The organism is Streptomyces sp. NPDC050535 (assembly GCF_044457665.1).
GTDB lineage: Bacteria > Actinomycetota > Actinomycetes > Streptomycetales > Streptomycetaceae > Streptomyces.
On record NZ_JBITHE010000001.1, the window covers coordinates 390,747 to 413,609 of the forward strand.

The 22,863-nt window shown below is 70.3% G+C and carries 18 protein-coding genes; 6 read left to right on the plus strand and 12 right to left on the minus strand.

Translation table 11 applies throughout. The features are described from left to right. Window positions 1-20 precede the first annotated feature (20 nt). The 8 genes from ACIBLC_RS01635 to ACIBLC_RS01670 all read right to left on the minus strand — a co-directional run bounded on the left by ACIBLC_RS01635 (window position 21) and on the right by ACIBLC_RS01670 (window position 12,347). Window positions 21-2,363: a hypothetical protein gene (locus ACIBLC_RS01635; protein ID WP_399208584.1), complete on the minus strand. Its 2,343-nt coding sequence runs from the start codon at window positions 2,361-2,363 to the stop codon at window positions 21-23. Between the two features lie 177 nt (window positions 2,364-2,540). After that, window positions 2,541-3,278 (minus strand): DUF6333 family protein, encoded by a 738-nt coding sequence (locus ACIBLC_RS01640; protein ID WP_399208585.1) that lies wholly within the window; start codon window positions 3,276-3,278, stop codon window positions 2,541-2,543. A 316-nt stretch (window positions 3,279-3,594) separates the two neighbouring features. Continuing rightward, window positions 3,595-6,471 (minus strand): glycoside hydrolase family 2 TIM barrel-domain containing protein, encoded by a 2,877-nt coding sequence (locus ACIBLC_RS01645; RefSeq protein WP_399208586.1) that lies wholly within the window; start codon window positions 6,469-6,471, stop codon window positions 3,595-3,597. A 26-nt stretch (window positions 6,472-6,497) separates the two neighbouring features. Further along, window positions 6,498-7,373 (minus strand): carbohydrate ABC transporter permease, encoded by an 876-nt coding sequence (locus ACIBLC_RS01650; RefSeq protein ID WP_399208587.1) that lies wholly within the window; start codon window positions 7,371-7,373, stop codon window positions 6,498-6,500. After that, window positions 7,370-8,335 carry a carbohydrate ABC transporter permease gene (locus tag ACIBLC_RS01655; protein WP_399208589.1) on the minus strand — a complete coding sequence of 322 codons (966 nt, stop codon included), beginning with the start codon at window positions 8,333-8,335 and terminating at the stop codon, window positions 7,370-7,372. Before ACIBLC_RS01655 ends, ACIBLC_RS01650 begins: the two co-directional genes overlap by 4 nt. Window positions 8,336-8,355: 20 nt before the next feature. Further along, window positions 8,356-9,621 (minus strand): ABC transporter substrate-binding protein, encoded by a 1,266-nt coding sequence (locus ACIBLC_RS01660; RefSeq protein WP_399208590.1) that lies wholly within the window; start codon window positions 9,619-9,621, stop codon window positions 8,356-8,358. 162 nt (window positions 9,622-9,783) lie between these two features. Then, window positions 9,784-10,980, minus strand: coding sequence for an ROK family protein (locus ACIBLC_RS01665; protein WP_399208591.1), 1,197 nt, complete (start codon window positions 10,978-10,980; stop codon window positions 9,784-9,786). A gap of 104 nt (window positions 10,981-11,084) precedes the next feature. Then, window positions 11,085-12,347: an FAD-binding protein gene (locus ACIBLC_RS01670; protein WP_399208592.1), complete on the minus strand. Its 1,263-nt coding sequence runs from the start codon at window positions 12,345-12,347 to the stop codon at window positions 11,085-11,087. Window positions 12,348-12,541: 194 nt separating this feature from the next. Between ACIBLC_RS01670 and ACIBLC_RS01675 the strand changes: the two genes are divergently transcribed. The 4 genes from ACIBLC_RS01675 to ACIBLC_RS01690 all read left to right on the plus strand — a co-directional run bounded on the left by ACIBLC_RS01675 (window position 12,542) and on the right by ACIBLC_RS01690 (window position 17,600). Next, window positions 12,542-13,549 carry a hydroxyacid dehydrogenase gene (locus tag ACIBLC_RS01675; protein WP_399209247.1) on the plus strand — a complete coding sequence of 336 codons (1,008 nt, stop codon included), beginning with the start codon at window positions 12,542-12,544 and terminating at the stop codon, window positions 13,547-13,549. Between the two features lie 189 nt (window positions 13,550-13,738). Then, window positions 13,739-14,398 carry a pyridoxamine 5'-phosphate oxidase family protein gene (locus ACIBLC_RS01680; RefSeq protein ID WP_399208593.1) on the plus strand — a complete coding sequence of 220 codons (660 nt, stop codon included), beginning with the start codon at window positions 13,739-13,741 and terminating at the stop codon, window positions 14,396-14,398. A 97-nt stretch (window positions 14,399-14,495) separates the two neighbouring features. Then, complete coding sequence (locus ACIBLC_RS01685) at window positions 14,496-15,830, plus strand: radical SAM protein (protein WP_399208594.1); 1,335 nt, start codon at window positions 14,496-14,498, stop codon at window positions 15,828-15,830. 282 nt (window positions 15,831-16,112) lie between these two features. After that, on the plus strand, window positions 16,113-17,600 hold the full coding sequence (locus tag ACIBLC_RS01690; RefSeq protein ID WP_399208595.1) for a cellulose binding domain-containing protein: 1,488 nt from the start codon (window positions 16,113-16,115) through the stop codon (window positions 17,598-17,600). 49 nt (window positions 17,601-17,649) lie between these two features. Here ACIBLC_RS01690 and ACIBLC_RS01695 read toward each other — a convergent pair whose 3' ends face one another. Further along, window positions 17,650-17,895, minus strand: a complete 246-nt coding sequence (locus ACIBLC_RS01695; protein ID WP_399208596.1) for a hypothetical protein — start codon at window positions 17,893-17,895, stop codon at window positions 17,650-17,652. 317 nt (window positions 17,896-18,212) lie between these two features. Between ACIBLC_RS01695 and rsgA the strand changes: the two genes are divergently transcribed. After that, entirely contained in the window at window positions 18,213-19,304 is a 1,092-nt protein-coding gene (rsgA, locus tag ACIBLC_RS01700; RefSeq protein ID WP_399208597.1) for a ribosome small subunit-dependent GTPase A, read from the plus strand. A gap of 151 nt (window positions 19,305-19,455) precedes the next feature. On the opposite strand, the gene ACIBLC_RS01705 is transcribed toward rsgA, so the two are convergent. Beyond that, window positions 19,456-19,824, minus strand: a complete 369-nt coding sequence (locus ACIBLC_RS01705; RefSeq protein WP_399208598.1) for a PPOX class F420-dependent oxidoreductase — start codon at window positions 19,822-19,824, stop codon at window positions 19,456-19,458. A gap of 150 nt (window positions 19,825-19,974) precedes the next feature. Here ACIBLC_RS01705 and ACIBLC_RS01710 point away from each other — a divergent pair, with 150 nt between their 5' ends. Then, window positions 19,975-21,225 carry an SGNH/GDSL hydrolase family protein gene (locus ACIBLC_RS01710; RefSeq protein WP_399208599.1) on the plus strand — a complete coding sequence of 417 codons (1,251 nt, stop codon included), beginning with the start codon at window positions 19,975-19,977 and terminating at the stop codon, window positions 21,223-21,225. A gap of 111 nt (window positions 21,226-21,336) precedes the next feature. On the opposite strand, the gene ACIBLC_RS01715 is transcribed toward ACIBLC_RS01710, so the two are convergent. Next, window positions 21,337-21,819: a DUF456 domain-containing protein gene (locus ACIBLC_RS01715; protein WP_399208600.1), complete on the minus strand. Its 483-nt coding sequence runs from the start codon at window positions 21,817-21,819 to the stop codon at window positions 21,337-21,339. Between the two features lie 36 nt (window positions 21,820-21,855). Beyond that, window positions 21,856-22,836 carry a helix-turn-helix domain-containing protein gene (locus ACIBLC_RS01720; RefSeq protein ID WP_399208601.1) on the minus strand — a complete coding sequence of 327 codons (981 nt, stop codon included), beginning with the start codon at window positions 22,834-22,836 and terminating at the stop codon, window positions 21,856-21,858. Window positions 22,837-22,863 lie beyond the last annotated feature (27 nt).

The window sequence follows — 22,863 nt, forward strand, 5'->3', positions numbered from 1 at the left end:
CGCCGCATCGACCGCTCGGGCTAGCCGCCTGTGGTCCTGCGGCGTCGCATCCACCAGATCAGCGCACCGCCCGCGACGGCGAGCGCCCCGGCCACACCGGCGATCAGGCCGACGGGGGTGTTGTTGCCGGTGCCGGCGAGGTCGCCCTGCGGGTCCTTCGCCGGCGGAGTCGTCCCGTCACCGCCGGACGTGGACGGGTCGGGTGCCGGTGCCGACGCGGTGCCGGTCGGCTTCGGGTCGTCCGGGCCGGTCGGTGTCGGCGTCGGCTTCGGGTCCTCCGGGGTGGTGGGCTGGTCGGAGGCGGATCCGCCGAGGTAGGCGGTCTCGCTGCCCCGGTAGGTCACCTCGGTCTGGACGGATGTCCTGGTGGTCCTGTCCAGGCCCTTGTACTGGGAGTTGAACCGGGTCCGGCCGATGTCCTTCTTCGGCGCCTTGGAGAAGTCGACCCCGCCCATGGACAGGATCCACACCTTGCCGTCGTAGACGCGCTCGAACTCGTAGTCGCCGTTCTTGAACGAGTCGACGTACTTGTCGTAGACGGTCTTCTTGTCCCAGTCCTTGTTCTCGCCCTTGAGCGGCCACCGCTTGACGTCGTTGCTGTTGATGATCGCGCGGAAGTCGGTGGGGCTCACCGCGTCCTGACGACGGACGTACTCGGCGGCCACTCGGGAGGAGTAGACGCGGCGCAGGTCGGCGTAGGACGCGTCGTCGTTGACGCGGCGCTCGAGCTCCGGCCGGATCATCGTGCGGATCAGGGTCTCGGCCTGGTCGGTCTGCGCCTCGGTGAGCTCGCAGCTGTTCGCCGGCACATCGGGCCCGGTGGGGACCTCCATGTTGACCTTCAGCGGCGCGTCCAGGATGTAGATTCCGCCGTCCTGCTCGCGGACCTTCGCCGGCTCCGGAGTGATCCACTGACGGATGATGGGCAGGCAGGGCATGCCCTCCGGGGTGCGCGGGACCTCGCGCCAGAACTGTTCCCCGCGCTCGTACTTGTCGGGGTTCATCGCGTCCGCGTAGTCGTGCTTGAGGGTCAGGTCGGCCTCCAGAAGGACGCGCCCGGCGTCGGTCTTCGCGAACTCCGTGTCCATGATGACGTCGGGGCGGATCGGGTTGAGGTTGACCCAGAACTTGTCCGGGGTCAGGGCGAGCCAGGTGAAGAAGGCGTCCGAGGCGAGCTGGAGCTTCGCGTCACCGCCGTAACCGGGGTCCTCGTCAGGGCTCTTGACGTAGTCGGCCTTCATCGAATAGTCGAGGCCCTTGCCCTTGACGGGCGTGCCCACGTAGTTGATCTCCAGGGTGGAGAAGTCGATGCCGCCCGGTCCGCGGTTGAAGTAACCGCCGCTGTTGTTCTGGTTGTAGATCGCCTGGAGCCGGCGCGCTTCCTCGATCGTCTTCCCGGACCGCAGGGCCTGGTCGATGATGGGCCCCCGGCCGCCCTTCGCGGGATCGGGGTTGAACCGCTTGTCGAAGTTCGTGTAGCTGGTCGGCTTCTGGGTGCGCTCGATGGCGTTCGACCGGCGTTCGTTGACCCCGGCCTGGGTGCGGGCGGTGCCCCGGTCGCGCTTGAGATCCTCGTCGAACTGCTTGATCTTGTCCTTGGTCGACTGCTCGGTGTTCGCGCCGGTCAGGTACCGGAACGTCGACTTCGGCTTCTCCTTGGCGATCTGCCGGTCGGCCCTGAGCTGGTCGTCCTCGATCCGGCCGTTGGACTTGATCTCGACCTTGCGCTCGGTGGGCCGGTGGTGCGCGTCCACGACGCGGTAGCGCTTCTCGCCGGTCTCGGGGTCGGTGTACTCGATCACGTCCTGGCACCACCAGTCGGGACCGACCATGTTGTATTTCTGGATCATGCGGGCCTCGAACGCCTCGCCCCGGTACGGGTTGCCGTAGGCGCCGATGTAGCGCACGTCGAGGAAGCGCTTGAAGTCCTTGTAGCCCGCCGCGTACTGCTTGTTGTAGCGGGCGTAGATCTCCATGACCTTGTCCGCCGGGTTCTTCGTCCTGTTGTACTTGCGCTGCCAGGCGCGGTAGTCCGTTCCCGCGGCCTCGCGCTGGGCGTCGGTCGGCGGCAGCACCCCGTCGTACGCCTTCGCGGGGTTGTCGTAGGTGTAGTTCTCGTCGTTCGGCCACGCGTCGTACGGAAGGCCGTCCGGCGGACCGGAGTTGGCCGGGGTGGCAGGGACCTTTCGCCCGAGGAACTTCTCGTCGCACCGGATCGGCTTGACGTTGGGCGGCTTCGCGGCCTCCGCCTCCTGGAGGCCGGGCAGACCGGTCAGGGTCATGACGGCCGCGGCGGTCAGGGCGAGCGCCGTGCGCGCCCAGACGCGTCGGCGACGTGCGGGCTGGTGTAACTGAATGCTCACTGGTTTCTCCCCGTGGGGAACCCCGTTGGTGGTAACGGAACTGCACGGCGCCGAGGGTTCCGAAGTCATCTGGTCAGGGTGCGCCGGCTGGCCACGCTAGGGGGTGAACCGGATGGGGCTCCGGCGTTCGGTCGGCATGTCCCCGCCAACTTCACATGTGTTTTCGGATTGTTACGGTCAGAATTCGCCGAACCGGTCCAAGTCGCCGATCCAGGTGTCCGCCAGGTCGCCGGTGGTCACCTCGGTGTGCCGGACGCGGAACACCGACAGTTCGCGGCCGGTACGGAGCAGTGGGCTGACGCGTCGGAGGGCGAGCCGCGTGAGGCCTTCCCAGGAGAAGGACCCTGGCCGGGCGTCGAGTTGGATGCCCTTCAGTGCCAGGTCGTCGGGGCGGATACCGAAGGCGTCGACGACGGCTCGGGGGCTGCCTTCGAGGTCCCAGTCCCCTTCTCCGCTCCACCCCGCGGCGAACAGGCGTGTCCCGTCCGGGTGGTGGATCACGTGGGTGCCGTACGTCGTGCTGTGGTCGATCGTCGCCGAGCCGATGACGACCGCTCCCGGGAAGCGGCCGGCCAGTTCGTCCGCCTGCTCCGCGAGAGGGAAGGTCCCTCCGGTGAACACCAGGGCGGGATCGTTGATCTCGGTCACCGTTCCCCAGCATCCGACGCCGACCAGGTCGAGGTCCGCGCGGGTGGCGAAGGGCGGCCGCTCGGTCGCCTCGATCCGGTCGGCCTCCTCCACCACCGTGTCGACGGTGCCGAACGCGGCGGCGAACTCCCGCGCCCGTGCCGGGTCATGAGCGGGCAGAGCACCGTCACCGGCCGGGAAGGGCCGCTCGACGAGGGTGAGCCTGAACTCCCCGTGATGCGCGATGGCCTGCTCCGGCGGGCAGTCCCAGAAGCCGTTGTCGGTCATCGGATACCTCCGTGGATATCAGGAAGGATCACGGCGCGAGCCGTGCGAACTCCCTCCCGGGGGAGGAGAGCGTCAACGGCGCCACGGTAGCGAGACAGCTCGGCGGACCCCCGAGGCGGGGAGCGTGCCGGCCGGCACCGGTACCTCAGGCAGTGCCGGCCGGCACCGGTACTTCACGCGCCGGGTGGTCGGCCGTTCCCACACCGGCGTACGCCACCGGTGCGCCTGGAGCATGCCGATGAGGAGGAATCCGGCGCAGGACGCGACCGCGGCCGGTCGGCCGGCGAGCCGACCGGTCGCAGGCTTCGTGACGGTGTCAGTCCTGGACCTCAGAGAAGACGAACGAGAACTCCGCGGGCTCGGCCCGCAGTTGGTACTGCGGCTGGGTGGCGGGCCCGCACGACTGCGAGCCGATGCCCTGCTGGCCGTGGTCGAGGTTGACCCAGACCGTGTCGCCCGCCTCCAGGTCGGTGAGATGCTCGGCGGCGTCGAGCCGCTCGGTCGTCCAGCGCCGGGCCGTGAACCAGAACGACGGATCGCCCTCCACACGCAGTCCGCCGATCTCCGCCCAGCGGACGTCGGACCGCGCGCCGTTCTCCTGCGGACGGACGTACGGCGTCTGCATCTCGTCCACCGACGAATCCCAACGCCGCACGATCGAGGCCGCCCTGGTGTCCGGGTAGCTCTCACCCGGCCCGCCGCCGAACCACCGCACGCGGTCCGCCGACGCGGGCAGCCCGAGCCGGATCCCGAGCCGCGGCAACGGCAGCTTCCAGTCGCCCTCGGGCACGACGGACACGGTCAGCCGCAGCCGGGTCCCGTCCGACGTCCACCGGTACACCGTGCGCAGGCCCACATCCCCGGCCGCGGGCGCCACCCGGGACCGTACGGTCAAGGCGTCGTCCGCCAACTCCAGCGCGTCCAGGCGGTGTTGCATGCGGTGCAGCCCGAGCTTGCGCCAGAGCGGGCCGTAGCGCGCGTCCGGCTGCCAGGCCGCGCCGTTGTCGTTGTCGGTCGGGGCGCGCCACACGTCGAGGCGCGGGCCGGTCACGTCGACCCCGCCGATCTTCGTCAGCGCGCCGCTGCGGGCGTCGAAGACGGCCGGGCCGAGGGTGATCCGCCGTGCGCCGGGAACCGGCGCCTGCGACTGGGTGACCAGGTCCAACGCCGCTCCGCCGACCGGCATTTGAGCCCAGGCGACCTGATGGCCCCGCGGACCCCACGCCGTCGCCGTCGCCAGCACCGCCGACACGGTCCACCCCGTCTCGGCCCCGCGCCCGTCCGCGGGCGGCGTCGGCAGCTTCAGTTCGGCCGACTCACCCGGTCCGAGCGGGGGTACGGACAGCGTGCCGGCCTCCACCGTCTCCCCGTCGACCTGGTAGGACCACTCGAAGGCGAGCGCCGAGAGGTCCGTGAAGTCGTACGCGTTGGTGACGCGGACCGTGCCGTCCGCGCCGTCGCCCTCGATGCGGACCGGCTCGATCACCTTCTTGAACTCGACGAGCCCCGGCGACGGGGTCCGGTCCGGGAACAGCAGGCCGTCGCAGACGAAGTTCCCGTCGTGCAGCTCCTCCCCGAAGTCGCCGCCGTACGCGAAGCCGTACCGCTCGTCCTTGATGCCGTGGTCGATCCACTCCCAGATGAAGCCGCCCTGGACGCGGGCGTGGGACTCGAAGAGCCGCTGGTAGTCGGCGAGTCCGCCGGGGCCGTTGCCCATGGCGTGCCCGTACTCGCAGAGGATGAAGGGGAGTTGGCGTCGCTTCAGTCCGCCGCCGTCCAGACCGCGCCCGATCTGCTCGACCTCGACGTGCTTGAGGTACATCCGTGAGTACATGTCGGTGTCACGGCAGTTGAAGTCACCCTCGTAGTGGATGAGCCGTGCGCCGTCCCGGTCGCGGATCCACTCGGCCATGGCGGTGAGCCCGCGCCCGGTGCCGGCCTCGTTGCCGAGGGACCAGATGACGACGGACGGGTGGTTCTTGTCGCGCTCGACCATCCGGGAGGCGCGGTCGAGGAGCGCGGGGGTCCAGCGGTCGTCGTCCACCGGGTTGTCGCGCCAGCCCTGTTCGGTGAAGCCGTGGGTCTCCAGGTCGCACTCGTCGATGACCCAGAGGCCGTACTCGTCGCACAGGTCGAGGAAGGCGGGGTGCGGCGGATAGTGCGAGGTGCGGACGGCGTTGATGTTGTGCCGCTTCATGAGCAGCACGTCCTCCCGCATCGTCTCCAGGTCCAGCGCGCGGCCCTTCGTGGGGTGCCACTCGTGCCGGTTGACGCCCTTGAAGAGGATCGCCGTGCCGTTGACCTTGATGACGCCGTCCTCGAGCACGACCGTGCGGAAGCCGATCCGCAGCGGAACCCGCTCGCCCTCCGTCGTCAGCACCCCGTCGTAGAGGCGGGGCGTCTCGGCCGTCCACGGCAGGACCGGCACGGTCACGGACTCGCCGGTGGCGACATCGATGTCCAGGGCGGGGACGGTGACCCGCCCGTCGACGTCGGAGTCGACGCGCAGCGAGCCCTCGCCCGAGCGGTGGTCGTAGGAGGCGTGCACGAAGAAGTCGAGCACGCCGCCCGCCGGACGGTGCAGCAGCGTGACATCCCGGAAGATGCCCGGCAGCCACCACTGGTCCTGGTCCTCCAGGTACGAGCCCGCCGACCACTGGTGCACCCGGACCGCCAGCACGTTGCCGCTCGGCTTCAGGAGGTGCCCGACCGTGAACTCGTGCGGCAGCCGGGAGCCCTTGAACTCGCCGATGTCCGTGCCGTTCAGCCACACCCTGGCGCAGGACTCGACGCCGTCGAAGCGGAGCACCGAGCCGCCGTCCCCGGGCCACCCGTCGGGAAGGTCGAAGACCCGCAGATGGTCGCCGGTCGGGTTCCCGGTCGGCACCCTCGGCGGGTCGACCGGGAACGGATAGAGATGGTTGGTGTAGATCGGCGCGCCGAACTCCCCGTCGCCCTGGAGGACCCAGTGGCCGGGGACCGCGACCTCCGCCCAGTCCCCGGCGTCGTACCCCTCCGCGGCGAAGGAGTCGTCTTCGGTGTCGGCGGCCGGCGAGAGACGGAAGCGCCAACTGCCGTTGAGGGAGTGGGAATCGGCGTCCGAACTCGCGTACCAGGCGCGTGGCGGGAGCGCCCCGCTACCGGGTGAGACGTCTTCTACGTAGTCGACGGAGGCAGTGGTGCGGAAGGACATCGGTCTCCAGATCCTGATCGAGAGTGTCAGCCCTTGATGCCGGTCTGCGCGATCCCCTGCACCAGCCAGCGCTGGAGGAAGAGGAACACGAACACCAGGGGCAGGATGGAAATTGCGGTCGCCATGAAGATCAGATGGAAGTTGACGGTCTGGTTGGTCATGTACGAGGAGAGCGCGACCTGGACGGTCCAGGCCTCCTGGTCCTGGCCGATGACCAGCGGCCACAGGAAGGCGTTCCAGCCGCTGATGAAGGTGATGGTGGCGATCGCGGCGAAGAAGTTCAGCGAGTTGGGCACGACGATGCGCCAGTACGCGCCCCAGTAGCTGAGCCCGTCCACGCGCGCCGCCTCCTCCAGCTCCTTCGGGAACCCCAGGAAGTACTGCCGGAACAGGAAGCAGGTGAAACCACTGAAAAGCCCCGGGACGATGAGACCTTGCAGACTCGACACCCAGCCGAGTGACGAGACCAGCACGAAGCTCGGTACGAAGGTGACGGCGGTGGGGACCATCAGGGTCACCAGGACGACGTAGAAGATCTTGTTGGCGTGCCGGTAGGGGATGCGGGCCAGGCCGTACCCGGCCAGTGAGCACACCAGTAGGGTGCCCACGGTGTGCAGGACTCCGACGACCGTCGAGTTCCACAGCGACTGGGCGAAGGGGACGGTCGGGTCGTCGAACAGTTCGGTGAGGTTGCCCCACTGGATGTCGGTGGGGAACCACTGCCAGTTCTCGCCGGTGATCTCCGCGTCCGTGGACAGCGCGTTGCGGACGATCAGATAGAAGGGGACGAGGAACAGCGCGGCGCCGACGCCGGCCGCGAAGTACAGACCGGCGCTGCTCATGACGCCGCCCCGCCGCTTCGCGGGACGCGTCCTTCTTGTCCGCGGTGCGATGGTGGTCACCTGGCCTCCTCACCCCTTCCGAAGCCCATGAACCTGCCCTGCGCCAGGGTCACGACGCAGATCAGCACGGTGAGGATCATCGCGCCGGCGCTGCCCGCGCCGTAGTCCTGGCTCTCGCCGAGTGCCGTGTAGTACAGCTCGACCAACGGCGGACGGCCCCAGGTGGTTTTGGCGAGGAGGTTGAAGAACTCGTCGAAGGCCTGGAAGGCGGCGACGAGCAGCAGCAGGATCACCGCGGTCGAGGTGGCCCGCAGCTGCGGGAGCGTGATGTGCCGGAAGGTCTGCCAGCCCGGCTTCGCGCCGTCGATCGCGGCGGCCTCGTACAGTTCCGGCGGGATGTTCTGCAGGGCCGCCAGGAAGAGGATCATGTAGAAGCCCGCTTGCAGCCACAGGCGGACACTGACGATGACCAGCCAGTACCAGGGCGGGTTGGGATCGGCGAGCCAGGCGATGTTCTCGACCCCGAACCAGCCGAGGACGGTGTTCATCAGGCCGAAGCGGACCCCGCTGAAGACGGACATCTTCCAGATCAGCGAGGCGGCCACGAAACTCACCGCGGTCGGCAGGAAGAACACCGACCGGAAGAACGCCCGCATGAGGCGCAGCCGGTTCACCATGAGCGCGAGCCCCAGCGAGAACGCCCAGGTGACGGGCACGATGAAGGCGGCGAAGACGGTGAAGGTGACCAGGGATTCGGTGAACCTGTCGTTCGTCAGCATGTACGAGTAGTTGTCGAAGCCGACGAACGTGCTGGGGGTGACCGTGTAGCGCGCCTCGAAGAAGGAGAGGTACGCGCTCCAGCCGATCGGGATGTAGACGAAGACGGTGAGCCCGATCAGGAACGGGCCGGTGAAGAGCCAGAAGCTCAGAGTGCGCCCGCGGACGCCGCGCCGCCCGCGGACCTCGGTGGGGGTCTCGGCGGCGGCGGGTTCTGCGGTGACACTGCTCGTGGTGATGGTCATGTCGTGGTCCGCCCGCCGGCCTATCCGAACAGCTTCTTGAGCTCGCGCCCGACCGTCTTGTCGGCCTTGTCGAGCGCTGCCTGCGGGTCCCCGCCCTTGCGGACGGTGTCGGCGACGACGCCCTCAAGGGCGACGATCATGGCCTGTGTCCAGGCCGGGTTGTCGAAGTGCCCGTACTCCTCGAAGAGCTTCACGCCCTCGGCGGGCAGCCCCGACTTGAGCTTGGCGGCGGACGCGGCCAGCGAGGAGCGCGGCGGGATGTGGAAGCCGTAGGAGAGGGCCCAGTCCTCCTGGTACTCCTTCTGGTCGATCCAGAGCCACTTCACGTACTCCTTCGCCGCTTCGACGTTCTTCGACTTGGCGTTCACGAACATCGACCAGCCGCCGTTGGTGACGGCGGGCTTGCCGGCGTCGGCGGACCGCGGGAACGGGAAGATGCCGACGTCGTCGCCGAGGGCCTGCTGGATCACCGGCATCGCCCACATACCGCACCACTGGATCGCCACCAGGCCCTGGGTGAGGGCGGAGGGATCCCACCAGTCGGCGGGCGCGTCGAGCAGCAGATGGCCGTCCTTGAACATCGTGCGGAGCTGCTCGAGGCCCGCCGCGACCTCGTCCGTGTGGTACGCGATCTTGTTGTCGTCCGTGAGGGTGTTGCCTCCGGTCGACCAGATCAGCGGGTTCATGACAGGCGTGATCGTGTTCCCCAGGAAGACGCCCTTGACCTTGCCCGTGGTGAGCTTCGCCGCGGCCTCGACCAGCTCGTCGAGCGTGGCAGGCGGCTCGATGCCCGCGTCCTCCAGGAGCGACTTGCGGTAGAAGAAGAACTGGGGATCATCGATCATGCGGATGCCCCAGATCTTCCCGTCGATGGTGTGGGACGCGATGTCGGCCTGGTTGAAGTCGTCCTTGACCGGGGCGATGAGATCGGTCAGATCCGCCACCTGACCGCTCTCGACGAGCTGGATCTGTGGGTGGAACTCGAACACGTCCGGCGCGTTGTCGGTGAGCAGTGCCGAGAACAACTTGCTCTCGAACTTGTCGCCCGTGATCCACTGCGTGGTCACGTTCGCCCCGTCATAGGCCTTCGCGTACTTCTTGATGGCCTGCTCGGTGCCCGCCTCGCCGTACGCGTGGAAGTACTGCGTCAGGTTCTTGCCCGAACTCCCGCCCCCGGAGCGCCCGTTGTTGCTCCCGCAGGCGGCCAGCGGGCCCAGTGCGGCGAGACCCGCGGCCGCTCGCAGTACGGATCGACGGTTCCAGTTGCTGCTGCTCATTGCCGACATGGTGACGTCCTTGTCCTCTAGCACGGCTACGGCTCAAATCCCTGTGCGGTGCCGGACGTTAACCTTCTGATAAGGCTTCGGCAAGGGGTCGGACGAAGCCCGCGCGAAGCGTTGCGGAGGGTTCGGGATACCGGACGTCGCAGGGGGAGAGGCAGCAGTGGACTACTGCTTGAAGACGGACTGGAGCGCCCCTTCCAGGGCGAACGTGGCAGCTCCGAGGCAGACCGGATCGGAAGGAATGGGGGAGAGGACGATCGAGGTGGCAGCGAAGGGCCGCCGCAGCGCGTGCCGGGCGACCGCCTCACGGACCTCCCCGAGCAGCGGCTCGCCGAGCGTCGCCGCGACCCAGCTACTGAGCACGACCACCTCGGGGTTGAGCAGGTTCACCAGGTCGGAGATCCCGGCACCGAGGTAACAGGCGGTGTCCCGCACGACCTTGACCGCCACCGGGTCCCGCTCGGCGACGCCACGGGCCAGCGCGTCGATCGTGGCGGTCTGGTCCCCGGGGTGCAGCAGCGCGCTGCCCGGGCTCAACTCCCGCAGATTCACCATGATTCCGGGCGCCCCGACATACGTCTCCACACACCCGTGGTTCCCGCAGTGGCACAGCCGCCCGTCCATGACCAGCGTCGTGTGGCCCCATTCGCCGGCGCTGTTGCTGACCCCGCGGTGCAGCCCGCCGCCGAGCACCAGACCGGCGCCGACCCCGGTGCCGAGGTTGACGACCACGGCGTCCCCGTGCCCGCGGGCCGCGCCGAACCACAGCTCGGCGACCGCGCAGGCGCGCAGCGGATTGTCCAGATGCAGCGGGTACGTGATGTGCTCGGCGAGCAGGTCAAGGAGCGGCACGTCGTGCCAGTCCCAGTTCGGGGCGTACTCCGAGATCCCGCTCTCGCGGTCGACCTGGCCCGGCACGCTCACGCCGACCCCGAGGACGCGTGAGCCCTCGATCCCGGCCTGCGCGACCACCGAGCCGACGGCCGCCGCGACATGCCCGACGACCTGCTCCGGACGGCTCTCGCCGGGGCGCATGTCCTCGGCGGCGCGGGCGAGCACGTTCAGCCCGAGGTCGAACAGCTCCACCCGTACGTACGTCTCCGCGATGTCGACGCCGATCAGCGCGCCGCCCGACGCGTTGACGGCCACGAGGCCCCGCGGGCGGCCACCCGCGGAGTCCTCGAAGCCGACCTCGGTCAGCATGCCGCGTTCGAGCAGCTCACCGACGAGGGTGGCGACGGTGGCCAGACTGAGCCCGGTGGTCGCCGTCAACTCCTGCCGGGAAGTGGGGGACCGGGCGATAATCTGGCGCAGCACCTCATAGCGGTTCGCGGTCCGGATGTCCCGTGATGTGCGCCTCACCGATCGTGCCCCCTCGATCCTTCCGGGCCTTTCGGGCCCGGGCCGGGCAGGGCCGCCACGGCGCGAAGCAAGGCTATGGCCTGGTACGGACTTTCGACAAGGGGTTAGGAAAGGGGCTGGAGAAAGTCCCCCACGAAGGTGTTGGTGAACTTGCCCGCCGGGTCCAGTGCCCCGGCCAGCGCCCTGAACTCGCCCAGTCGCGGGTACCGTTCGCGCAGCACCGCCGACGGCACGGTGAACACCTTGCCCCAGTGCGGCCGTGCGTCGAAGGCGTCGAGCGCGGCCTCGACCCGGCCCACCACCGGCAGCACCGCCACGGTGTCCTCGACCCAGGTGAAGTGCAGGGCGACGGTGTCCCGCCCGTACGCCGGGCTCAGCCACTGGCCGTCGGCGGCGACGGTCCGCACCTCGCAGACCTGGAGCACCGGGGCGATCGTCTCGCGGATCGCGTCGAGCGCGTGCAGCGCGGTCAGGGCGTCCGACCGGGGCAGCAGGTACTCGGACTGGAGCTCGGCCCCGCTGCTCGGCGTGAACTCGGCCCGGAAGTGCGGGAGTCGCTCGTGCCAGGGCCCGGGGACGCCGAACTGCTGGGTGCAGTTCCGCGCGGGCATGCCCGGCACCGGGTGTGCCGCCTCGGTGGCGGGCCCCGCCCAGGGGAAGTCCCACTCGGCCGGAGACACAGGCCAGTCGGTGCGCTGCTTGAGCCACACCTGCCTGAAGCCCGGCCGCCCCCAGTCGGTGAACAGACTCACGCTGTACGCCGACGCCGCGAGGGCCTCGAAGTCCAGTCCGTCCAGCGGGAGTTCGTTGAACACATGCTGGCTCACCCCGAAGTCCGGCTCCAGGTCGAGGGTGAGCGCGGTGACGACACCGAGTGCGCCCAGCGAGGTCACGGCACCGTCGAAGCGTGCCTCGCCCCGGCCGATCGTCACCGTCGAGCCGTCCGCGGTGACCAGCTCGACCTCGCGCACGGCGGCGGCCAGCGAACCGTTCGTGACCCCGGAGCCGTGCGTGCCGGTGGCCACCGAACCCGCCACGGAGATGTGCGGAAGGGAGGCCATGTTGTGCAGCGCGAGGCCGTGCTCGTGCACCTGGCGGGCGAGCTCGGCGTAACGGACGCCGCCCGCGACCCGTACGGTGCGGGCCGTCGTGTCGACGTCCACCGCCGGGGGCATCGCGGTCAGCGAGAGCAGCACGCCGTCGTCGCCCGGCTCGGCGATCCGGTTGAAGGAGTGCCCGCTCCCCAGGACACGCACCTTCGCGCTCTCCGCCACCAGCCTCGCGAGTTCGTCGGGCGAGTGCGGCCGGTGCAGCTCCTTGGCGGTGTACGTGATGTTGCCGGCCCAGTTGGTCAGGGTCTCTGTCATCCCTGTGATCCCTCCCCGGGAAGTAGCTGTCCACGGCCGATGTGCCGGACCCGAGGAAACTACCCCGCCCGGTCACCCCACCTCACGGCCCGTCCCCCCGGCCCGGCCGCCGGTCCATTGCCGCGCCCGCTCGGCGACGCCTACCGTGAGAGCGCTTGCTGTCCGTGAAGCCGCCGAGCCGGAAGGTCGCCGCCTTGCCCGAGCGTCCGTTGGCCCTGTTCGCCATGACCGCCGAGAACGTGCCGCGGATCTTCCCTCCGGAGACGCTGGCCCGCCTGCGTGAATCCGTGGAGATCGATCCCGGGCTCGTGGCCGGGGACTTCACCGGTCCCCGGGTGCGCGAGGCGCTCGCCGAGACCGAGATCCTGATCACCGGCTGGGGCTGCCCGCCGCTGGACAGGGCCACCCTGGACGCCGCACCGAAACTGCGCGCCGTGCTGCACGCCGCGGGCTCCGTCAAGAGCATCGCCACGCCTTCGGTCTGGGAACGCGGCCTGGCCGTGTCGTCGGCGGCCGCCGCCAACGCGCTGCCCGTCGCCGAGTACACCCTCGCCATGATCCTGCTCGCCGGCAAGGACCTCTTCGCCCACCGGGACCGGCTCCGCTCCCAGCGCGCCTTCCCCTACTACGAGATCCTGCCCGGCATCGGCAACTTCGGCCGCCGCGTGGGCGTCGTCGGGGCCTCCCGCATCGGCCGGCGGCTCATCCAGTTGCTGCGCCCCTTCGACCTCTCGGTGAGCCTGACCGATCCGTACGTCGACGAGGCCGGGGCCGCCGCGCTGGGTGTTCCCCTGCTGCCGCTGGACGACCTGCTGCGCACCAGCGACATCGTCACCGTCCACGCCCCGGAGACCCCCGAGACCCGGCACCTGATCGGCCGCCGTGAGCTCGCCCTGATGCCCGCCGGAGCCGCCCTGATCAACACCGCGCGCGGGTCGCTCCTCGACCATGACGCGCTGACCGACGAACTGCGCGCCGGGCGCCTCTCCGCGGTCCTCGACGTCACCGACCCCGAGCCGCTGCCCGCCGGCTCCCCGCTCTGGGACCTCCCGAACGTCTTCATCACCCCGCACCTCGCGGGCTCCCAGGGCAACGAGGTCGCCCGGCTCGGGCTCACCGTCGTGGAGGAGACCGAGCGGCTCGTGGCGGGGCGGGAGCTGGTCTTCCGGATCGACCGGGACGGGCTGGAGCGGGTCGCGTGACCGCGCGCCCCGACGGATGCGCCGGCCCGTAAATGCGCCTTGCCGGTGAACGCGCCGGCCGGACCGCCGTATCGCCGTTGCGTGAGCGACCGAGACGGGCGTTGCGGATTTCGCAGTCGGAAGCTCCATTCACAACTGATTCGGTGGAAAACTAGTGCTGTACGTGTGATTTCGATAGCCTCCTGCCTCATGGTGCGTAACCTTCCGGAAACCGACCTCACCCGCCACCGCCGCCTGCGCGAACAGGGCAGCCTCGATCGTGCCGACCTCGACGCGATCCTGGACGCTGGGTTCGTCTGCCACCTCGGAGTGGTCGTCGAGGGGCGGCCCATGGTCGTACCCACCGTCTACGGGCGGGACGAGCGGCAGCTCTACGTCCACGGCTCGGTGGCCAGCCGTAGCCTCGCGGCCGGCAGCCCGGTCTGTGTCACCGTCACGCACATCGACGGGCTCGTCCTCGCGCGATCCGTGTTCGAGCACGGCGTGAACTACCGGAGCGCGATGATCCACGGCGTCCCGCGGAAGGTCACCGACCCGGAGGAGAAACTCGAAGGCCTGCGGCGGCTCACCGAGCACGCCACGCCGGGCCAGTGGGAGTACGCGCGCAGCCCCAACCGCCGGGAACTGGCGGCGACCACCCTTCTCGCCCTGTCCCTCGAAGAGGCCTCGGTGAAAATCCGTGCCGGCGCCCCGGACGACGGGGACGGACCCGATGCCGAGCTGGGCCTCTGGGCCGGCGTCCTGCCGCTGACCTCGGCCTGGGGCCCGCCCGCGCCCGACCCGCTGCTGGCGCCGGGCATCGCCGCCCCGGCCCACATCGCGCGGCGCGAGGGGACCCGGCACGGCTGACGCGCAGGCGGGGGCATACCGTGAGGAGTCGAGCACGGGGCTCGAACACGGGGCTCGAGTGCACCACCTGAAGTGAGCCGGGAGCGAGGAGATCGGAATGGGCGGCAGCCGTACCGCGCTGGTCGAGGATCTGATGGAACGGTTCCCGCACGTGCCAAGGGAAGCCGTCTTCAAGGAGGACCTCCTGCGGGGAGGCCTGGCCTTCGACCCGTCGGCTCTCTCCGACAACGAGGGCGGTGACGTCAAGCCGAAGTCGTACTTCATCTTCTCCTTCGACCACGGCACCCTGCCCGAACTGGGCGAGGCCGCGCTCAGGCGCCCGCCCGAGGAGATCATCCTCACCGGCGGCCCCTACGACCTGCGCCGCACCGTCGTCTCCGTACGCGTGAACCCGTCCTCGCCCTACCGCGTCGCCGCCGACGACGAGGGTGTGCTCGGGCTCTACCTCGACGGGAAGCGGATCGCCGATGTCGGCGTGCCGCCGATGCCCGAGTACTACAAGCACACCCTCGCCAACGGGAAGTCCGTGATGGAGGTGGCCCCGACCATCCAGTGGGGATACCTGATCTACCTCACGGTCTTCCGCGTCTGCCAGTACTTCGGCGCCAAGGAGGAGTGCCAGTACTGCGACATCAACCACAACTGGCGCCAGCACAAGGCGGCCGGGCGCCCGTACACCGGTGTGAAGGACGTCGACGAGGTCCTCGAAGCGCTGGAGATCATCGACCGGTACGACACCGCCAAGACGTCCACCGCCTACACGCTCACCGGCGGCGCCATCACCTCCAAGCTCCAGGGCCGTGACGAGGCCGACTTCTACGGCATGTACGCCAAGGCCATCGAGGAGCGCTTCCCGGGCCGCTGGATCGGCAAGGTCGTCGCACAGGCGCTGCCGCGCGACGACGTGCAGCGCTTCAAGGACTACGGCGTGCAGATCTACCACCCCAACTACGAGGTGTGGGACCAGCGGCTCTTCGAGCTGTACTGCCCGGGCAAGGAGCGCTACGTCGGCCGCGCCGAGTGGCACAAGCGCATCCTCGACTCGGCGGACATCTTCGGCGCGCGCAATGTCATCCCCAACTTCGTGGCGGGCGTGGAGATGGCCGAGCCCTTCGGTTTCACCACCGTCGACGAGGCCATCGCGTCGACGACGGAGGGGCTGCGCTTCTTCATGTCGCACGGCATCACCCCCCGCTTCACCACCTGGTGCCCGGAGCCGACCACCCCGCTGGGCAAGGCCAACCCGCAGGGCGCGCCGCTGGAGTACCACATCCGGCTGCTGGAGGCCTACCGCGCCACGATGGACGACTTCGGCCTCTCCTCGCCGCCCGGATACGGCCCGCCCGGACCGGGCAACGCCGTCTTCTCGGTGAGCTCCTTCATGGACAGCCTTCCCGCGCGGGAGCCCGTGACGGAACCGTCCAGCCTGTAGAACAGCAGTCCTGCCCGTAGAACAGCCGTCCCGCCTTCGGAACAGCTGTCCGGCGGACAGGTAGTCAGCGGATCGCCGCCGGACCGCGGCCGGGTGCCTCCCGGCCGCGGTCCGGCGTGTGCGCCCGGGCCTCATTTGAATACGTGGCTTGTCAGTTGTGCGGAAATCGTGAAAGGCTCGGGCCCCGTCGTGGAGACGGACCCCAACTCCATTGATAGTCAGGCGAGTTGGCGTTGCATTGTCTGACTTGGCAGATGGACGCAGTTGATGCAGGAGCCCCCCATGCCCGACCTGCCGACCCCCCAGGACGCCGCCGAGGCCGCGATGTTCTCGGAGTGCTGGGACGTGGTCCTCTCGTACGCCGATCTGTGTACGTCCGGATCAGCCGCGGCCACCCAGCTCGCGACCGAGGCGTTCACGCACGGCATCAGTGAGTCGCGCGCCGCCGTTTCCGGAACGAAGGGTACCGGGCGAAGGACTCCCCGGCTGCCCCGGATTCCCCTGCTGCTGACGTCGGTTCGGACCACCGCCGCCGCCTGGGAGGCACACGGACAGGGCCACCGGCTCGACCCCGACCTCAGACTGTGGCTCAACTCCGATAAGGCGGCCCGCTATACGGGCCCGCCGCTGCACCGTCCCCTGGCGCTGCGCGGGCTGCGCGACATGCAGGAACCGGACGCCGCGCTGCTGTGGCTGGCCGAGGTCGAGGCACTGCCACTGCCGGCGGTGGCCCGGCGGCTCGGCCTCGACCCGGCGGCCGCGGCCGACGAACTCGCCCAGGTGCGGGCGCTGTTCAGGGACCGCTGCCACCGCAACCACCTCGACACCCCGATGGACGCGAACTGCCGCAGCTACGCCCGGCTCCTGGACGCGGTGACCCGCTCGCCCGGCTCCGAGACGCCCGAGGACCTCTCGCGGCATCTCTCGCGCTGCGTGGAGTGCGCCGAGGCGGCGGCCTGCCTGCGGCTGCACGGCGGCGGGCTGCCCTCCGCGCTCGCCGGCGGGGTGATCGGCTGGGGCGGCCTCGCGTATCTGGAGCGCCGGCGCCGGGCGGCGGACGCGGGCCTGCTGGGCGGGCGCTGGGAAGCGGCCGTGGACACGGGCTTCCTCGAGGGCCGGCTCGTGGTGCCCCGGATCGGCCGGACCGCCATGCTGGTCACCGCCGTCGTGGTGTCCGCGCTGGCGCTCACGGTCTCGCTGATGCCCTTCGGTGATGCCGCGGGAGGTGACACCGCGGCGGACGGCGACTCGGCGAACCGGCAGCCCGTGGCGGCCCCCGGTGCCGCGCTCCCGTCGGCCACCACCCGCCCCCCGGGCTCGCTGGTGTCGCCGGATCCGTCGGAGTCGGATACCCGCGCCGGGACGACCGCGAAGCCCGACACCGAACCCCAGGGCAAGTCCTCGTCCCCCGCCGACGTGACGGACAAGGCGGATCCCACCAAGCGCGCGGTGCCGGACTGCGAGGTGCGGTACCAGATCGACAACGAGTGGCCGGACGGCTTCCAGGCCACCGTCACGGTCACCTCCACCAAGGCACTCGACTCCTGGCGGGTCTCCTGGACCTTCCCGGACGGCCAGCGTGTCGCCCAGATGTGGGACGGCACCTTCGTCCAGAAGAGCTCGCGGGTGACCGCCACCGCCGCCGACTACAACAAGTCGGTCTCCGCGGGCGGCACCTTCGCCGTCGGCTTCCTCGCCTCCTGGCAGGGCGGCAACTCCGCCCCGCACGACTTCGCGCTGAACGGCGGGAAGTGCGCGAGCGCGGGCTGACGTGCCTGACTGATCCCGGCGAGGCGCAGAGACGCCGAGGCGCCGGGATCTACGGCCCGGATGAGCCGTCGGCGCGGATCGACTCCCTCTCCCAGGCCTCTCCGCTCCGCTCATAGCGAGGCGAGGCGGTGACCACGGCCTGGGTGTCCGCCGAGCCCGGCCTCAGGCGCCGGCGGTCCGTTCCCGTCACCCGGGCGGCACAGGAATCCACGAACGGCCGGCTCGCCAGCCGCAGTTCGCCGAGCCGGCGCCCTTCGAGCGCCCCGCGGACCCAGCTCGGCTGTCTGCCGGCCACCACGGGGATGCTGGACGGCGAGGACAGACGGCGCCGTACTCCGCCCCGTCGACGGGACCGCACCTCGGCCCGTAATTCCGTGGCGCCCGTGGGAGTGCGCCTCTAGGGTGTGTACGAATCGAGCGGTGGCCGGTGTCCGGTCGCCGCCGCAGGCCGAGTCAAGAGCAGGAGGTGTGACCCGATGGCTGTCTTTGCGAAGGGCGCTGCCCGCATCCGGAAGTCCATCAAGTCCACCTCTGTGGCCGCCGGCTGACCTTCCTCTTCTTCCCGCGCGACTGAAGCGCGCGTGCCGGGGCCGCCCTTGTGAAGGGTCTCCCTTGTCTTCCTCCTCTCTCCCTCTCCACCCCCTCACGTCCTACGGCTGGGACGACGCGTGGGCCGACGAGTTCACCCGCTTCGACTCCGAGGGGCTGCTGCCCGGGCGGGTGATCCGGGTCGACCGCGGCCAGTGCGACGTGGTCACCGCCGACGGGGTGCTGCGCGCGGACACCGCGTTCGTGACCCCCAACGACCCGCTCCGGGTCGTGTGCACCGGCGACTGGGTCGCCGTCGAACCCGCGGGCAACCCGCGCTACGTACGGGCGTATCTGCCACGCCGTACCGCCTTCGTGCGCTCCACCTCCTCCAAGCGCTCCGAGGGGCAGATCCTCGCGGCCAACATCGACTACGTGGTGGTGGCCGTCTCACTCGCCGTCGAACTCGACCTGGGCCGCGTCGAACGCTTCCTGGCGCTGGCCTGGGAGTCCGGCGCGCAGCCCGTGGTCGTCCTGACCAAGGCCGACCTGGTGCCGGAGCCGGCGACGCTCGGGCATCTCACGCAGGACGTGGAGCAGACCGCGCCGGGGGTGCCGGTGCTGCCGGTGAGCGCCGCGAGCGGGGAGGGCCTCGACGTACTGGGGGCCGTCCTCTCCGGCGGCACGACCGTGCTCCTCGGACAGTCCGGCGCGGGCAAGTCGACCCTCGCCAACGCGTTGCTCGGCGAGGACGTCATGGAGGTGCGGGCCGCGCGTGACGTGGACGGCAAGGGCCGCCACACCACGACGACCCGGAACCTCCTCGCCCTCCCCGGCGGCGGGGTGCTCATCGACACGCCCGGCCTGCGCGGTGTCGGCCTCTGGGACGCCGGGACCGGCGTCGGCCAGGTCTTCGCCGAGATCGAGGCACTCGCCGCGGACTGCCGCTTCCACGACTGCGCACACGTCGCGGAACCCGGCTGCGCCGTCCTCGCCGCCTTCGAGTCCGGCTCCCTCCCCGAACGCCGCCTCGAGAGCTACCGCAAGCTCATCCGCGAGAACCAGCGCATCGTCGCGAAGACGGACGCCCGGCTGCGGGCGGAGATCCGCAAGGACTGGAAGCGGAAGGGCGCGGAGGGACGCGCGGCGATGGAGGCGAAGAGGGGACGGTGGTAGGCGAGGTGTCCCGCCTCAACGCCGGCGTCAGCTGATTTTCAGCCCCTCCGGCGTTTGAGGAGCGGGGTCCGGGGCGGAGCCCCGGGAACAAGGGACGGGTAGGGGCGGAGGGGGCGAAGAACCCCCTCTACCCCCACCCCGTCCTCAGCCCTCAGTCCTCCAGCCCCCAACTGTGGATCCGCCGCGGATGCACGCGGATCAGTTCCTCACTGAAGTGCGGCCCCAACTCATGTGGCCCGGTCAGGAGTTCGGCATCGCCCCGGATGTCGACCCCTCTCACCCGCCACGGATGAACGCTGACGATGTCGTCGACGACCAGCGCGATCTTCGGGTTCTTCTGTAGGTTGCGCCACTTCTTGGTGGACCCCATCGAGTACCCGCCGATCAGGATCGTCCCGTCGTCCTGCGGGAAGAAGCCGACGGGGTTCGCCTGCGGCTGCCCGTGAGCGTCGACAGTGGCCAGCCGCCCCAACCGCTGCGACTTCAGGTACGCACGCTCGGCCTCGCTGAATTCGGTCATGCCAACAGCCAAACAGCCGAAGGCCGGTACCGCATCGGATCAAGGGCTTAGGGCCACGGATGTAGTACGCGTGTACGGCTGTGCGCCCAATGGCGTGCAATGGGGCGAGAGTGTGTTGACGGGGCCAACCGCTCGGGAATCCTTGGGCCCATGACCCGCGCGATCAAGGTCCGGCATGTCCTCGCGGCCCTGGTGACGACCCTGCTGCTCACCCCGCCGTCCGCGAGCGCCGAGGCGGGCCCGCTCCTCGGCCCGTTCGTCCTCGCCCCCACCCCCACCTGGACCGGAACGTGGGAGGGCGCCGCCTCCGGCACCGTCCCCGCGCTGCCCGGCGCCACGATCCGCAACGTCGTGCACACCAGCGTCGGCGGCAGCGCCGCCCGCGTCCGGATCTCCAACCGACTCGGCACGCGGCCGCTCCAACTCGGTTCCGTCACCGTCGCGTTGCAGGAACCGGGCGCACCGCGCAGCGCGAAGGCCGTGGCGGGTTCGATGCGTACCGCCACCTTCGGCGGCGTCGGCGCGGTGACGATCCCGGCGGGCCGGGACCTGGTGACCGACCCCGTGTACCTCCCGATCCCCGCCGACGGCAACCTCCTGGTCTCGGTGCACACCCCCCTCGACTCGGGCCCCGCGACCTACCACCGCTCGGCGCTCCAGGCCAACTTCCTCGCCCCCGAAGGAAACCGGACCACCGAGGAGAGCGGCACCGCGTACACCACCGGCATCGGAAACTGGTATTACGTGACCGGTGTCGACGTACTCGGCACCTCAGCCGCGGGCAGCGTCGTGACGCTCGGCGACTCCATCACCGACGGCACCGGCTCCGCGTTCAGCGCCAACCGCCGCTGGCCCGACCGTCTGGCCGACCGGCTGAAAGCCCTCCCACCGCCCCGCCGGCTCGGTGTGCTCAACGCGGGGATCTCCGGAAACCGTCTCCTGCTCAAGGGCCGCGGGCCCAGCGCCCTGGACCGCTTCGACGCCGACGTCCTCTCCCGGACAGGCGTACGCGTGGTGATCGTGATGGAAGGCATCAACGACATCAAGGGCGCCCCGGAGGAGACGGACCCCGCCGTCATCGAGGACGCGTACCGCCGCCTGGTGAGCCGCGCGCACGCCCGTGGGATCCGCGTCATCGGGGCGACGCTCACCCCGTACGGGGGACACGGCGCCTACACGCAGGCCCGTGAAGCCGTACGCCAGGAGGTCAACGAGGTGATCCGCACCAGCGGCCTCTTCGACGCGGTCGTGGACTTCGACGCCGTCGTCCGCGACCCGGCCCGCCCGAGCCGCATCCTCCCGGTCTACGACCCCGGCGACCACCTGCACTTCAACGACGCCGGCATGAAGGCGATGGCCGACTCGATCGACCTGGCCGAGCTGGCACCCTGGGCTCCGTGACCGGCCTGGCCGAGCCGGCACCCGGCGCTCCCTGACCGACTGGCCGGGCTGCCCCTCCCCGGGCTCCCCGAGAGAAGGGCCTCAGCCCCGGACTGCTCAGCCCGGGACCCCTCACCCCCAGACCACCGCCCCCAACCACGCCCCCATGATCAGCAGGCACGCGAACAGCTCCGTCAGGACGCTCCAGCCGCCCGCCCGCATCGCCGTCCGTACCGAGGTCACCGCCTGCCCGTGGCCGCCCAGGCGCAGCCGCTCGGAGAGATAGATTCCGCAGAGGAAGCCGGGTATCGCGCCGGCCACCGGCACCAGGAAGAAGCCGAGCAGCGCCCCGGCACCGGCGTATACCGCCATTCGGGGGGTCGCCCCGCTCTCCCGCAGCCGTCGGGCGGGCAACGCCCACCGGACCGCCTGGGACAGCAGCAGGACCGCCGTCGCGCCCACGAGCACGCCCCAGGCGAGGGCCCGGTTGTCCTCCAGCGCCCACCACAGGACCGCGGCCCATACGAGCCACGACCCCGGTACGCCGGGCACCAGTACTCCGGCCAGGCCGAGCAGTATGACCACGCCGACCAGCAGGAGTTCCCACGCTCCCATCTGCCCAGCGTGCCGGAGCGAGCGGGAAACCGCAGGTCAGTCCCGGGCCACCCAGCCCTTCTCGTACGCGTGCCAGCCCAGCTGGAGCCGGGTCGTGACCCCCGTCAGTTCCATCAGCCGCTTCACCCGGCGCTGCACGGTCCGCAGGCCCAGATCGAGCTGCTTGGCGACGCTCGCGTCGGTCAGCCCGGCCAGCAGCAGGGACAGGATCTCCAGATCGGTGCCGTCCGGGCCGTCCGCCCCCTGTTCCAGGACACCCGCACCGCCCAGCCGCAGCGGCAGCGCGTCGCGCCACACCGACTCGAACAGCCCGGAGAGCAGCTCGAGCAGCCCGCTCTCGTGGACGACCAGTGCGGAGGGCTCGGAGGTGTTCGAGGTGAGCGGCACCATCGCGAGCGACCGGTCGGCGATCACCAGCTTGGTCGGCACTTTGTCTACGACCCGTACGCGTTCGTCCCGGCCGAGGGCGGCGGACAGCTCGGTGATCCCGTCGGGCAGGTCCAGCACGGCCCGCTCGACGACCACGCGGTAGCGGACGCCCCGGCCCGCGGCCTGCTCCTCCGCGTCGTTCTCCATCCCGGTGACGACCACCGGATTCCCGGTGACCAGCGCGCACACCTCCTCGGCCGCGCCGAGCTGGAGCTGGAGGAACCGCTGTGAGACCGCCGCCGCGCCGATCACCACCTCGATCAGGTCGTGCACGGCGGGCTCGGCGGCCTGCCCCCGGTACTCCTCGGCGAGCAGCGCGGCCGCCAGCTCCGCCTTCTCCAGCTCGTGCCGCTGCTGGGTGAGCAGCGCGCCAAGCGCCACACCGGGCGGAGCCGCGACCCAGCGTCCAGGGCGCCCCGAGGACTGCGCCGCGAGTCCGTGCCGCTCCAGGCGGCGCAGGGCGCGCTCCGTGTCGTACTCGCCGAGCGTGAGCCGCCGCGCGAGATCGGGCACGTCGGCGGCGCCCACGGACACCAGTGCGCGGTACGCCGTCTCGTGTGTCTCATCCAGACCTATCGCTCCGAGCATGCGGCGACATCCCTCCCCAAGGAATCG